We start from the raw sequence: 14,006 nt of genomic DNA on the forward strand, positions 1-14,006 counted from the left end.
AGTGGTTCGGTTTTGGTTTGCTTGGGGATTCCTGGCCGATTCCGAGGAGGGCTGATTCCGGGGCGGGCCCATTTTTGGGAGGGCCTATTCTTGGAGGGGCCAAGTCTTGGGAGGGTAAGTCATGACCAAGCAGTGGCGGTATCGCGGCTTTGACGCCGCAGCAATTCAGCATTTGGCGAAGACCGCGGGCGTCGAAACCGTCGTCGCCCAGCTGCTCTTTCAGCGGGGAATCACCGACCCCGGATTCATTCAAACCTTCTTAGAGCCGAAATTCTCGGAGCTCCGGGAGCCTAATTTGCTTCCCAACATGGAGCCGGCCTCCCAACGCATCTATCGGGCCGTTCAAGACCGAACGCCCATCGTGATTTATGGTGATTACGATGCCGATGGGATGTGCGGGACCGCCATTCTCTACAACTGCTTGAAGATGCTGCGAGCGGATGTTCAGTACTTCATTCCAAACCGGCTCGAGGACAGTTACGGACTGAGCTGCGAGGCATTGTCAAAGCTGCACCAGCGAGGGCGGCGATTGGTGATCTCCGTGGATTGTGGAATCGGTTCGGTCGCGGAAGCTGCGCACTGCCGAGAGCTCGGACTGGACTTGATCGTCACGGATCACCACACCATCGGCGAAGTGCTGCCAGATGCGGCAGCGATCGTGCATCCCGCGCTTCCCGATTTTGGCTATCCCTTTCATGGCTTGTGCGGCGGAGGCGTTGCGTTCAAGCTAGCGTGGGCGCTTTGCCAACTGGACAGCCAGGACAAACGTGTCACACCCGCCCATCGGCAGTTCTTATTGGAATCGACTTGTATTGCGGCCATTGCGACGGTCGCCGATGTTGTACCCTTGGTGGATGAAAATCGGATTATCGTTCGAAGCGCGTTGAAGCTGCTTCTGCAACACGCCCCCCTTGGCCTCAAGGCCTTGATGGAGAGAGCCAAGTTGCACACGAAGTCCTCCCTCGGAGCCGAGGACATCGCGTTCACGTTGGCCCCGCGACTCAACGCGGCAGGGCGATTGGGGCAGGCGCAGTTGGGGGTCGAACTCCTGACCACCCAGGATCCAGACCGAGCCAAAGCGCTGGCCGAATACCTGGACCGCCTCAATAGCGATCGGGAATCCCTCGAGCGCTCGGTCACGTTGGCGGCAACTAAGCAAATCAAAGAGCAGTTCGACGTGGAGAACGATCCGGCCTTGGTCGTGCATGGCGCGGGCTGGCATCTCGGAGTGATCGGAGTGGTGGCGGGGCGTTTAGCAGAGAAATTCCATCGCCCTGTCGTCGTCGTTGGCTTGGATCCGTTAGGGCAAAAACCGGGAACGGGCTCGGCGCGATCGGCTGGCGTGGTGAACTTGTACGAAGCTTTTCAAGATTGCCGCGAACATCTCGTAAGCTGTGGTGGTCATGCTGCAGCGGCAGGGCTCAAGATCCAGGAACATTGCATACCGAGCTTCCGTGCAGCGCTTTTAGAAGCGGTTGCATCGCGACTGGGCGGTTCACGCCCTAACCCCACGCTCGAAATCGATGCGGAAGTGACGCTCAAGCAGATTAGCAGTCTGTCGTTGGTCCAAAGAATTGAGCGATTGGCTCCATTCGGAGCCTCGAACCCTCGGCCCATTTTCGTAGCCAATCAAGTCCAATTGACAGAGCCGGCGAAGACGATGGGAAATGGAGATCGCCACTTCCAAGCCCGCTTTGTCCAACACGGGACAGCCATTCGCGCGATCGCTTTTGGGCAAAGCGAGTGGGTGGAGACGATCAATCAGCACTCCGGTTTCATCGATATCGCCTTTCGCCCGAGCATCAACGAGTTTGGGGGGAACCATCGTGTTGAATTGCAAGTGATGGATTGGCGGCGGTCCCCCTCTTCCATACCAGCCCCGCATGTTCTGGATCGAAGCAACGTCTCCTCCTTGACCTAAGATTCATTTCCCTCTCGCCGAGTCAGGTTCCTTGTCAAACAATCCTTCTTCCTCCCACGACGCTTCGGTCCGACGCACCAAATCGACGGACAACATGGATTCGCAGCTCGCCGAAACCATCGGCTCGGTGGACAATGCCCCGACACTGGAGCTCGCGCATGGCAACCTCACGATCGATGGATATTCTCGAGCGGCTGTGCAGACCTATTGGCGGATCGCCGAACTGAAAATCGGATTCGATCTCGGAGCGCAACCTTGGGATCACATGGCGCTCCCCCGGTATTTTGTCTCCCACACCCACCTCGATCACGTCGCGGCGCTCCCCTCGTATGTCGCACGCCGTCGGATGATGAAGATGGATCGGCCAACTATCTATCTGCCCGAATCCGCCGTATCGCCAGTGGATTCGATGCTCAAGGCTTTTTCGCGTCTCGACCGCGGACGATTACCTTGCGAATTGATTCCGCTGACGGCCCATCAAGAGATCGAACTCTCTCGCGAGCTAGTCGTTACAGCCATCCCCATGAAGCATACCGTTCCTTCGCTCGGCTTCATCGTGTGGGACCGACGACGCAAACTCAAACCGGAGTACGCGGAACTCACCGGTGAGCAGATTCGAGATATCAAGATGAGCGGTGTCGACGTGACCAATGAGGTGCGCATTCCGCTGATCGCTTACACGGGGGACACCGCCCCGCAAGGCCTGGATACGAATCCCGACGTTTACCGTGCCAAGATTCTGATCACAGAAATGACCTTCGTAGCCCCCGAACATCGCAAAGAGAAAATCCACAAACACGGGCATATGCACCTGGACGACATCGTCGCACGACGGGACGATTTTCAGAATGAAGTCGTCATCTGCGGTCACTTTAGCACGCGCTACAACGATTCGCAGATCCGCCGTTGGGTTGACAAAGCGATCCCCGACCGGCTCGACGGTCGGCTTCATCTTTGGATTTAAGGGTTCGTTTGCCGTTCAGGTTTTTGCATGTCCAGCATCGTCAACATCGCCGCATACAAGTACGTTGAGCTCGACGACCTAGACAATCGTCGCCTTCATCTCAAACAAATTACCGCGGAGTGGCAGCTCAAAGGAACCATTCTTCTGAGCCACGAAGGTATCAACTTGTTCCTAGCCGGAGAACGGGTCGCGATCGATGCCTTTTTGGGTTTTCTCCGCGCATCCCATCCAGGCCTGGCCGATTTGGTGGTAAAGGAAAGCCTCACCGACTACCAACCGTTTCATCGCATGTTGGTCAAGCTCAAGAAGGAGATCATCCCCGTCGGTGATGGAGGCAAACTCGCCGTGCAGGTTCAAGACCGCGTGGTGGAGGTCGAGCCAATGGAAAATGCGTCCCCAAAACTCCCCCCCCAGGAGTTGAAACGGTGGCTGGACGAAGGGAAGCCGATCGCATTGTTAGACACCCGCAATACCTACGAAACCGATTTGGGTACATTCGAGGGTGCCATCGATTTACGGCTGCGAACCTTTCGCGAATTCCCACAGGCTGCCGCCTCCCTGCCTGACGAAGTCAAAAAGAATCCGGTCGTGATGTTCTGCACCGGCGGCATTCGCTGCGAGAAAATCGGTCCCTACATGAAGGGGCTTGGCTTCGAGAACATCTATCAGCTGGAGGGTGGGATTCTCAAGTACTTCGAAGAGTGCCAACAGTCCCATTACCATGGCGATTGTTTCGTCTTTGATCAACGCGTTGCCGTCGACCCAAACTTGTCCCCCTCCGACTCGTACGAGTGCTTTGCGTGCAAGCACGTTCTCAGTTCCGAAGAGATCCAATCCGATCGGTACCGCGAAGGCCAGTTTTGCCCCTACTGCTACCAAGCCGAAGAGGAGCGAAAAGAGGCGAGACAAACTCGCATTCGTCAGATCGCTTCGGAGCAGCGAGGGTGTGTCCCGTACGAAAATCGACGCTGGATCTCCATCCCACAACGATTCGCCGGCCTGCCGTTACTCGACGCGCTTTGCCAGTTCATGCCGGGATATGGCAAGGAGGCTTGGATCGAAGCGATCGATCAAGGACTCGTGCAATGCCCTCGAAGAAACTACCAGCCCGCTTCGGCGCAGGAGATTGTTCAAGAAGGGGCGAGATTCCTTCACTCCCAGCCCGGGACAGTCGAACCACCGGTGAGCGAGTCGATCGACTTGATCGATGAAGACGAAGCGCTCGTTGTGGTGAGCAAAGGGGCTCCCCTGCCGGTTCACCCCTCTGGACGTTACGCGAGGAATACGCTGGTATCGATCTTGCAGGAGGCGTACGCGCCGGAGAAGCTTCGCCCCTGCCATCGTCTGGACATGAACACGACAGGATTGGTGGTGTTTGCGAGACGCTACAAGGTTGCGCAAGCCGTTCAACAGCAGTTCGCCGATGGATTGGTGGAGAAGGTGTATCGCGTTCAAGTGGACGGGATCGTGGAGTGGGATTGCATCGAATGCAATGAGCCCATCTCGAAAGAGTCGCTCCCCAATGGCGGTCGGTGCATCGATCGAAAGGGGCAACATGCCCATTCGATCTTTACCGTTTTGGAGCGAAGCGAGAATTCGACCACGTTGGAAGCGAGACTGATCACCGGACGCACCCATCAACTCCGATTGCACCTGGCATCGCTGGGACACCCGGTCGTCAATGATCCTTTGTATTTACCAGGGGGGAACACGCGTTCGCAGCCAGATGAAGTTAGAATGGCACAACCGATGCAGCTTCACTGCCACCGTATGGCGCTGCGGCACCCCATTACGAATCAGCGCGTCGAGTGGGTAGCCTCTCGAGAACCTAACGCACGATTCTTTTCCTAACGCCGGTCTTACTCCCAACTTCTGAACATGGCCAAAACATGGACGCTCGAGAATGCTTCTGAAGAGAAGCTGAACGCGTTGATTCACGGAATCGGATTTCTGCTTAGCATTCCTGCGCTTCTTTTTCTGGCGAGCCTTTCGTTCGATCGAGATACAGGGCTCTTGGTCGCGTGCATCGTTTATGGATGCAGCCTATCGGCGATGTACCTGTTCTCGATGCTCTCCCACGCGGTAAAGAATCCGGATCAGCGGCATCGCATGCGAGCGCTCGATCAAGGCGTCATTTATACCTTGATCTCCGGGACTTTTACCCCTTTCATTTGGGCAAACATGGAGGGCTGGGGTCGCGGTACGCTGCTCGCTGCCATATGGGTCGCAGCGATAGCTGGATTTCTATCGAAGGTTTTCAGCAAGCACCGGATCGACGATATGAATCCTTTGTGGTGCATCCTGCTGGGCTGGGGACCCGCGATGGTTCTCTTTTTCTTCGTATCCACCCTTTGCTTCGCGACGATGCTTTTGGGGGGAGTGCTCTACACGCTAGGCGTTCTGTTCTTGCAGAACGATCATAAAGAATGGTATTTCCATCCCGTGTGGCACGTGATGGTAATCCTCGCTAGCGCCACGCATTACGCGGGTATCGCAGCCTTCGCCGTATTAGGCTGGGATCGATGACCCCAGCCGGATAATCGTCCGCTCGTCATTAAGCGGCGTTGCGTTCCGCGTGGGCACGCTTCTTTTCTTGCATGCTCGCCAGATCGACCACGTCGGTGGCCAAACCGACGGCTCGCAGGAGTCGGATTGCGGCGTAAGTGATATCGAACTCCCACCACTTGTGCCCGTGCTGTGCCAAGCGGGGATGTGCGTGGTGATTGTTGTGCCAGCCTTCGCCGTAAGCGATGATCGCCACCCACCAATTGTTCCGGCTATCGTCCTTGGTCTCGTAGTTCTTATAACCGAACATGTGCGAGGCCGAGTTGACAAACCAAGTAGCGTGGAGCACACCGACCATGCGGACGCAGACCGCCCAAATCAACCACGAGACGGCTAGCTCGGTACCGCCGATCAGGTATCCAGCTCCGGTGATCATCGCAGCAAACGCCAGGTGAATCGGGAGGAACCAATTTTCCAACGTCATCAAGAACGGATGTTTCAACAAGTCGGGAACCCACTTGCGAGCGTATCCCTTGAAATCGCCGTTGTCGGTGGTGAATGCCAACCAAAACATGTGAGCCCACCAAGGGCCATCGTGAGGAGAGTGAGGATCTCCAGGCTGATCACTATAGGCATGGTGTTTTCGGTGGTTGGCCGTCCAAGAAATCGGGCCCCCTTCACCAGCCAGGGTTCCGATCAAAGCGAGCGTATTGTAAAGCCACTTGGGAACGACCAGCCCGGTATGGGTCAACAGCCGGTGAAATCCAAGACAAATGCCCAAACTACCTGTCGCCCAGTGGAGAACGAGGGCCAACGCCAAGCCTGACCAGGTGAAGGTCCAAGGTGCGAACAGCACGCCGATATGCAATACAACAAGCCAAGCCGAAGGTCCCCACTGAATGTGGTAGATCTCGGGAACAGGCGAAGCCTTGCTTCCACCCGACACCCCTTTGTGCGAGGCATTGCCGATTTCGTCCACAATGGGTTGGACGGGAGCGACCAAATTGCCTGGATGGTGGTTCCGGGCTTGTGGTCCGGCTTCATGGTTTGCAGTGGAGCCTTTCATTCGGCTGTATCCTTTTTCCTTGTGTTGATTCGTAGCGAACCTTCGATGAGATCGCCATAGCCCTGAGCCGCCATGCTCCGCTCCTAGCCGGATGGATCGCGGCTCCCAATGGAAGCGTGCGGCTATAAAGAATAACGTTCGTCCCCGGATTTCTATGTCGAGGCGAGGTTATCGGTCTGTCAAAGATTTGTAAAACCTAGTCGGGTGAGGGGTCTGGCAAGCGGTGGATATAGTGGCCGGGCCCTAAGGTTTTCGCATGCCTCACATAACCCCAGCGATCCATCAATCGCTCGGTCAACCGGTCCGAAATGGCTTGGCAAACCACCGCCTGGCATCGCCGGACCTGTGCGAGCCAAGCCACCAACTGGACGCATCGTCTCAAAGTCCCGTACGGGGTATGCCTACCGCAAACCAAATACTGAACGGCCATAAACCCTGGACTTCGATAGGGAAACGCGTAATAGACGACACAATCCCCGTCCGGGACGCGAGGCCGAAGACTGTCTTGCAGAACATCCCAGCGGCTGGCAAAGCAAGGCACCCAACGAGGGGCAAATTCGAACGCAAAAACATCCTTACCGACATCCAGCGCACGAAGTGAGAATTGGGCGTACCGATAGCCCACGACCTGTTTCCAGAACAACAAATCGGTTTGAGAGGGGTGGCAATCACCTGAATCGGGCTCTATCAGGTCCGTGGTGACCAACAAGGGAGTATCTTCAAATCGAAGCTCCCTGCGTTCACGAGGACGCCACAAGCTAGCAAACTGCCAACTCAAGCCCTGGATCGTTCGATCGCTCCATCGACCGCTTAAGCAGCCGATGCCTTTTTGATGTAGGCGTTCAAACGGCTCTTGGTGCGAGCGGCTTTGTTGACGTGAATGATTCTCTTCGAAGCAGTCTGATCCAGCATCTTGCAGAGCTTGTTGAATTGCTCTTTCGCTTCGTCAAAATTCTTCGCCGTCACCGATTCACGCAACTTTTTAATAGCCGTTTTGAGCTGCGATTTGGCTGCTCGGTTGCGAGAGCGTCGCTCTAGGGATTGTCGAAGACGCTTCTTAGCGCTTTGAATATTCGGCACAGTAAACTCCAGCGAACCCGTTGGTTCCCAAAATCGAAAAAACTTATACAAAAGTCTTGGGCTTGGTATCTTCGCAAGGAAAGTCGATCTTGTCAACTTGAAGAGGGGGGAATCGGAGATTAGGGTTAGAGGAGACCCGACTGGACGGATGGCCATTTCCTGCCCTGCGATTTCCACCCATGAACTTTTTGTTTCCTTTGCTTCCTTATTTTTGGCTTGCTCTTCTCGTAGGGGCAATTCTCGCCGTGATCGTGGCGGCGATTCGGGCACGGCCCAAGAAGCCTAAAAAGGGCAAGGCAGCGGAGCAGGAGAGCGAGGCGGCGGACCCGTTTGCTGGTTCCGAACCGGTTTTGGATTTTGGAGATGAGCTTTCTCAAATGGAGAAGAAATAGCTCTCTATCTTTCGTGGGGCTCATGCTTTAACGTTAAGGCATGAGGCAAACATTATTTCATATTCCCCATGCGTTCCTTGGGCTCCCCGTGTTCGGATTGGTGAGTTGGGGAACGCTGGTTCTTATCGTCATTGCGATCCTGGCATTGGCGGCGGCTCGGACGGCCGAACTGCGAGAATCTCTTCTGAAGAACAACGGGTTTGTTTGGGGAGCAATGCTGCTTCTCAACGCCCTGCTGCTCCCTCGCATCGAAACGCGAATCGACGACTGGCCTGTTGGGCTCCCGGTTCGCGGGTACGGTGTTTTGCTCATGCTGGGGGTTTTGTTCGGCGTCTGGGTAGCGCTTCGCCGCGCTCGCGCGCGCGGAATTTCTACGGAGTCCTTTTTTTCCCTGGCGACGTGGACCGTTGTCTCTGGGATCGTGGGCGCTCGTTTGTTCTATGTCGTTCAATATTGGGACGAGATGGAGGGGGATACGCTGGTAGCCAAACTCTTCTCCGTTCTGCAGATCACCGAGGGAGGGTTGGTCGTCTATGGGAGCGTGATCGGTGGTTTGGCTGCGATGATTTTTTGGACCCTTCGCCATCGCGTATCCATTTTGCTCGTCGCGGACGCGGTGACGCCCGCGTTTTTTCTAGGCCTGGCCTTTGGACGCATTGGATGCTTGCTCAACGGTTGCTGCTATGGCGGTGTCTGCGAAGCGGAATTGCCATCGATTTCCTTTCCGGCCGGATCGCCGGTGTACGAGGAACAACTTTCCACGGGTCGAATTCTAGGAATCGAAACGGAGGATCGACGCATCGTTTCCGTCAAGCCTGACTCATGGGGGGCGAAGAAGAGAATTCGCGAAGGAGGACGGATCGATCGCCTGAGCTGGACTCCGGTCGATGGCCCCAACCCCCAAGAACCGTTGCGACGCCCCGCCTTTGAAGGGGTATTGGTCGTCGACGGCCAGACTTTTTACATCCCGTCGGAGGAAGTGCCTCGCTCCTCGGTGGGGGTTCACCCTTCCCAGATCTACGCCTCCGCCGGTGGATTGGTCCTATTCCTTTGGACGGTCGCTCTTTCACCATTTCTCCTCCGCACCGGGACACTCTTTGCTACCGGACTGATCGCCTATGGTGTCGTTCGCTCGATGGAAGAATACACTCGAGTGGATGAAGGAGGCCAGTTTGGAACGGACCTGAGTATCTCGCAGTGGATCAGCGCAATCGGAATCGCCATCGGGCTTGCGATTTGGATCTTTGCCATTCTGCCTAAACGTCGAGATCGACGGGACCCGTCCATCGCTCCCAGTCGATGATCCGCTATCCCGGACATTGCAGCCTCTCCGAACAGACTCCCTACGCCGTGCTCCTAAGAGCAGGGCGTAGGGGTGCGAGCTGGATCGTTTACTCAGCTGCCGCGTAGGTCTCCATCGGCGGGCACGCGCAAACGAGATTGCGATCGCCGTAGACATTGTCGACACGTCCTACCGGTGGCCAGTACTTGACGGCATAGTCTTGTTCGCTGTCCGGACAAACCGCTTCACGACGCGAATAAGGGAACTCCGCTCCCTCGAGCAGTGTGTCCAGCGTATGGGGTGCATTGTGCAAGGGATTATTATCCGCCGGCCACACTCCCTCGCGCACCTTTTCATATTCCTCAAAAATCAATGCCATCGCCCTGCAAAAGCGATCCAACTCCTGCAGCGATTCGCTTTCAGTCGGCTCGATCATCAGTGTCCCACCGACCGGGAACGACATCGTCGGAGCATGGAAACCATAGTCGATCAGACGCTTCGCAATGTCCTCCACGCTGACATGGTGCTGCCCCATCGGACGGGTATCCAGGATGCATTCGTGCGCTACCAAACCTCGGTGCCCCGTATACAGAATCGGATAATGCTTCTTCAAACGGTGTGCGATGTAATTGGCGTTCAAGATCGCGACTTGTGTGGCCCGCCGAAGCCCCTCCGCCCCCATCATCCGAATGTACATCCAGGAAATAGGCAAAATGCTCGCGCTGCCGAACGGAGCGGAACTGACGATCGGTCCCTGGCGATCCGCATTCACACCATCCTTAGGAAGAAACGGCGCCAAATGGCTTCTCACCGCGACTGGCCCAACGCCTGGACCACCGCCACCGTGGGGAATGCAGAAGGTCTTGTGCAGGTTCAGGTGCGAGACATCCCCTCCAAACTTACCCGGCTTGGCAACTCCCACGAGCGCGTTGAGATTTGCACCGTCGATGTAGACTTGCCCACCCGCCGCATGGACCTTCTCACATACCTCGGTGACTACCTCTTCAAAGACTCCGTGTGTCGAAGGATAGGTGATCATGATCGCCGCGACGCGACCTGGGTAAGCCGCGATCTTGGCGTCGAGATCGGCCACGTCGATATTGCCGTACTGGTCGCATTTCACCACGACGACTTGCATGTTCGCCATCTGGGCGCTGGCGGGATTCGTACCGTGCGCACTACTGGGAATCAGGCAGATATCTCTCTGGTGATCCCCTCGCGATTCGTGGTATCGCTTGATCGCGAGCAAGCCCGCGTACTCTCCTTGCGACCCCGCATTGGGCTGCAGGGAAATGGAATCGTAACCGGTGATTTCGCACAACATCGATTCGAGGGATGCGATCATTTCGCGATAGCCCACTGTTTGATCCGCCGGCGCAAAGGGATGGATCGCATTGAACTCCGGCCATGTCACCGGAGTCATCTCCGACGCGGCATTGAGCTTCATTGTGCACGAACCGAGCGGAATCATCGCCCGATCCAAGGCGATATCCATTTCGGACAATCGCCGCAGATACCGCATCATCTCTGTTTCGCTTCTGTAGCGATGGAAAACGCTTTGCGTCATGTAAGCATCATCGCGGAACCCGTCGACCGGCAACGTCGATCGCTCCGAATCTCCATGGCTCTCCACGAGCTGCGCCTGAAAAATTCCAGCGATCTCGACCAAGTCCTCTGAAGAAATCGTTTCATCCAGCGAAAGCCCAACGTGCCTCGCATCGACGTAACGAAGATTGAATCCCGCAGCAACAGCCCGCTCCATCAGCTTGCAAGCATCTTCATCTCTTGTCTTGATGACGAACGTATCGAAGACTTGATCGCTGAGAACTTCCCATCCAGCCGCTCGCAACGAACGGATCAATCGCATCGTCTGTCCATGAACACGTCTGGCGATCCCTTGCAAACCCTGCGGGCCGTGATAACACGCATACAACGTCGACATGATCGCCAACAAAGCTTGCGCTGTGCAAATATTCGAGGTGGCTTTCTCGCGGCGAATATGCTGCTCCCGCGTCTGGAGCGCCAATCGATAGGCAGGTTTGCCGTGAGAGTCCACCGATTGCCCTACCAATCGACCAGGCAAAGTCCGCTTGTAGGCATCGCGTGTCGCTAAGAACGCAGCGTGAGGACCTCCGTAACCAAAGGGTACACCGAAGCGCTGCGCATTGCCGATCACCGCATCCGCTCCAAAGGAACTCGGCGGCTTGAGCAATGTCAATGCCAGCAGATCTGTCGCTGCGACGACCATGCAATCCGACGCGTGGGCAGCGTCACAAAACTCTTTCAAACCAGGAACCGAACCGTCCGTCGCTGGGTACTGGACCAAAACGCCGAATGCGTTGGCCCAATCGAGGGCCGCGTCGGCTTGATCGACCACTACGACTTCAATCCCCAGCGGCTTAGCCCTCGTCTCGACAAGCTCGATGGTCTGGCGGTGGCATTGCTTCGCCACCAAGAACTGCGTTCCTTTCTTCTTGGTCGATCGCAAGCAAAGCGTCATCGCTTCCGCCGCTGCGGTTCCTTCGTCGAGCAAGGAGGCACCGGCGATTTCCATTCCGGTCAATTCGCAAACCATCGTCTGGAAGTAGAACAAGACCTCCAAGCGGCCTTGAGAGATTTCGGGTTGGTAAGGCGTGTAGGCCGTATACCACGCTGGGTTCTCGAGAACGTTGCGGAGAATGACTTTTGGAGTAAATGTTCCGTAGTAGCCTTGTCCAATAAGATTCTTGACCACTCGGTTCTTCGAAGCGATTTGCTTCAGTTCGGCGAGTGCTTCTTCCTCGCTCACACCGCCTGACAAGTGCAATCGATCGCGATAAGCGATTCCATTCGGAACGACCGTATCGGTGAGATGGTCGAGGGACTCGTACCCCAACATGGACAGCATTTCGCGAATCTCGTGATCGCGAGGGCCAATGTGGCGGGAGACAAAAGGAGACAGCGGGGTTGCGTTCGACATCCGAGATCCTCGATCGTGCGATTGTAAAAGAACAGGAACGGCAATCGCATTTGAAAGAACCAGCAACGAACAAATCGCGCGGTCGATCGCACTGCGATGGCTGGCCCCTCTGTCCCTTTACCTGAGAGATCTCGACCCGCTCGACCGGCATTCCCATCCCCTGATTGCGATAACCAGAGATGGCATTGCCGTGCGATAAAGTCTTTCCCCTTCGGTGGGTCTTGATCGAACAAGACCGCTCTCCAGAGATGAATAAAGGAGGATGCAGTTCTCGATACCTGAGCGGTTATGGGCTCGCATCTTGCGCCTTCGGTGGTTTCCCTGGTCCAGGGCAACACTCTCCCGCACTCTCCAATTCACAACCACAGTGTAGTTGGTACGCTGGAAGCTGGCAATCGAAAGAGACTCCGACAAGTTGCCGAGAATCGCACCGTCGGTGTCTCTTTCGATCGGCCGTTTAGGTAAACTAGGATGCGATCCCAGCCGACATGGAACCCGAGCGTTCGAACCGAGCGTTCAACGGGGTATTCGCACAACGGGGTATTCGCACGAACCCTCCCTTCCTCTCCCATCGCATCCACCCGCCATGAAACATCGATCTTTGTTCGCCGCCCTCCTCGCAACGGGCGTCTCCTGCCTCGGAGCCAACACGAGTACGGCCGCCGAGCCCACCCTGGCCCCCAGTTCATCGAAATGGAAGGTCGAGATGCTGACCCTCGATGCCAACGAAGGGTGTGCCATCGGCGATTTGAATGGCGACGGTAAAAACGATGTCGTCGCGGGCCGCAATTGGTATGCCGCTCCCGACTTCAAGCCCCGACCGCTGCGAACCATCGAGGACTGGAACGGATACGTAGAATCCAACGGGGACTTCCTGATGGACGTTGACCTAGACGGATTGCTCGATGTCGTCGCCGGCTCCTTTATCCCCACCCAAGTCCACTGGTACCAAAACCCGGGGGCTGAAGGTTGGCGTCTCGGTCAAACCTGGAAAAAGCATTTACTGGTCGATACGAAAGCGAGCCAAAACGAGGCCCAGCTCATGGCCGACCTCGATGGAGACGGACGACCGGAATGGGTGGTCAACAGCTGGAACAAGCAGAACCCCACGGTCGTGTGGCGATTCGTCCCCCGCGAAGCGACAAAGGAAAACCCAGCCAAATTCGAATTGGTAGGGAGCACCGTCGGCAAAGAAGGAAACCAACACGGACTCGGAGTCGGGGATATCAACAACGACGGTCGCGTCGATGTGCTGATCGGCTCCGGCTGGTACGAACAACCCACCGAGAAGATGTGGGACCAACCGTGGCAATACCATGCCGATTGGAATATCCAAGGGAGCATTCCTATGCTCGTAAAGGATGTCGACGGCGACGGCCTCAACGACTTGCTCGTCGGAGCCGGGCACGATTACGGACTTTACTGGTGGAAGCGAAAGAAGACGCCAGCCGGCGAACCGCTAGCATTCGACTCGGTCGTGATCGACAAGTCCTTTTCTCAGCCCCATGCGTTGGCATTGTGCGATCTCGATGGGGACGGCGTCGAGGATTTGATCTCCGGAAAACGCTACTTCGCCCATAATGGTGGTGACCCAGGTGGAAAAGACATGCCCGAAATCCATTCCTACCACTGGAACGGTAAGGAGTTTGTCAAGCGCGCGATCGAGCAAGGCCATATTGGGGTAGGACTCCAAATCGCGACCGGCGATCTCAACGGGGACGGCAGAGCCGATATCGCTGTCGCGGGCAAGAGCGGGACCTACATCCTCCTCAATCTCCCCCAATAAGCTCGCGTAACTTTTTCGAAAGCTTGCCCGTTTTGCCAGGTCCACCCCGGC

Annotated in this window: 11 protein-coding genes and 1 riboswitch; of the genes, 7 read left to right on the top strand and 4 right to left on the bottom strand. The window is 56.2% G+C overall.

Annotated elements, in window-relative coordinates:
- Positions 1 to 121 precede the first annotated feature (121 nt).
- The 4 genes from recJ to trhA all read left to right on the top strand — a co-directional run bounded on the left by recJ (position 122) and on the right by trhA (position 5,411).
- Entirely contained in the window at positions 122 to 1,921 is a 1,800-nt protein-coding gene (gene recJ, locus VN12_RS11875) for a single-stranded-DNA-specific exonuclease RecJ (RefSeq protein ID WP_146677042.1), read from the top strand.
- 94 nt (positions 1,922 to 2,015) lie between these two features.
- On the top strand, positions 2,016 to 2,885 hold the full coding sequence (locus VN12_RS11880; RefSeq protein WP_146677043.1) for an MBL fold metallo-hydrolase: 870 nt from the start codon (positions 2,016 to 2,018) through the stop codon (positions 2,883 to 2,885).
- 27 nt (positions 2,886 to 2,912) lie between these two features.
- Positions 2,913 to 4,736, top strand: coding sequence for a pseudouridine synthase (locus VN12_RS11885; RefSeq protein WP_146677044.1), 1,824 nt, complete (start codon positions 2,913 to 2,915; stop codon positions 4,734 to 4,736).
- A 27-nt stretch (positions 4,737 to 4,763) separates the two neighbouring features.
- Entirely contained in the window at positions 4,764 to 5,411 is a 648-nt protein-coding gene (gene trhA / locus VN12_RS11890) for a PAQR family membrane homeostasis protein TrhA (RefSeq protein ID WP_146677045.1), read from the top strand.
- A 28-nt stretch (positions 5,412 to 5,439) separates the two neighbouring features.
- On the opposite strand, the gene VN12_RS11895 is transcribed toward trhA, so the two are convergent.
- The 3 genes from VN12_RS11895 to rpsT all read right to left on the bottom strand — a co-directional run bounded on the left by VN12_RS11895 (position 5,440) and on the right by rpsT (position 7,536).
- On the bottom strand, positions 5,440 to 6,456 hold the full coding sequence (locus VN12_RS11895) for an acyl-CoA desaturase (RefSeq protein ID WP_146677046.1): 1,017 nt from the start codon (positions 6,454 to 6,456) through the stop codon (positions 5,440 to 5,442).
- A gap of 196 nt (positions 6,457 to 6,652) precedes the next feature.
- Positions 6,653 to 7,234 carry a hypothetical protein gene (locus tag VN12_RS11900; protein WP_146677047.1) on the bottom strand — a complete coding sequence of 194 codons (582 nt, stop codon included), beginning with the start codon at positions 7,232 to 7,234 and terminating at the stop codon, positions 6,653 to 6,655.
- Positions 7,235 to 7,266: 32 nt separating this feature from the next.
- Entirely contained in the window at positions 7,267 to 7,536 is a 270-nt protein-coding gene (gene rpsT / locus VN12_RS11905; protein WP_146677048.1) for a 30S ribosomal protein S20, read from the bottom strand.
- A 179-nt stretch (positions 7,537 to 7,715) separates the two neighbouring features.
- Between rpsT and VN12_RS11910 the strand changes: the two genes are divergently transcribed.
- A complete protein-coding gene (locus VN12_RS11910) occupies positions 7,716 to 7,928 on the top strand; it encodes a hypothetical protein (protein ID WP_146677049.1) in 213 nt (70 codons plus the stop codon).
- Between the two features lie 40 nt (positions 7,929 to 7,968).
- Complete coding sequence (locus tag VN12_RS11915) at positions 7,969 to 9,231, top strand: prolipoprotein diacylglyceryl transferase (RefSeq protein WP_146677050.1); 1,263 nt, start codon at positions 7,969 to 7,971, stop codon at positions 9,229 to 9,231.
- A gap of 88 nt (positions 9,232 to 9,319) precedes the next feature.
- Here the strand turns inward: VN12_RS11915 and gcvP are convergent, their stop codons facing one another.
- Positions 9,320 to 12,169: an aminomethyl-transferring glycine dehydrogenase gene (gene gcvP / locus VN12_RS11920; protein ID WP_146677051.1), complete on the bottom strand. Its 2,850-nt coding sequence runs from the start codon at positions 12,167 to 12,169 to the stop codon at positions 9,320 to 9,322.
- 99 nt (positions 12,170 to 12,268) lie between these two features.
- Positions 12,269 to 12,425: riboswitch (glycine riboswitch) on the bottom strand.
- A 330-nt stretch (positions 12,426 to 12,755) separates the two neighbouring features.
- Between gcvP and VN12_RS11925 the strand changes: the two genes are divergently transcribed.
- The gene (locus VN12_RS11925; protein WP_146677052.1) at positions 12,756 to 13,955 is read left to right on the top strand and encodes an FG-GAP repeat domain-containing protein; all 1,200 of its coding nucleotides are present in this window, start codon (positions 12,756 to 12,758) and stop codon (positions 13,953 to 13,955) included.
- Positions 13,956 to 14,006: the final 51 nt, after the last annotated feature.

Source organism: Pirellula sp. SH-Sr6A (assembly GCF_001610875.1).
Lineage (GTDB): Bacteria > Planctomycetota > Planctomycetia > Pirellulales > Pirellulaceae > JBKCUI01.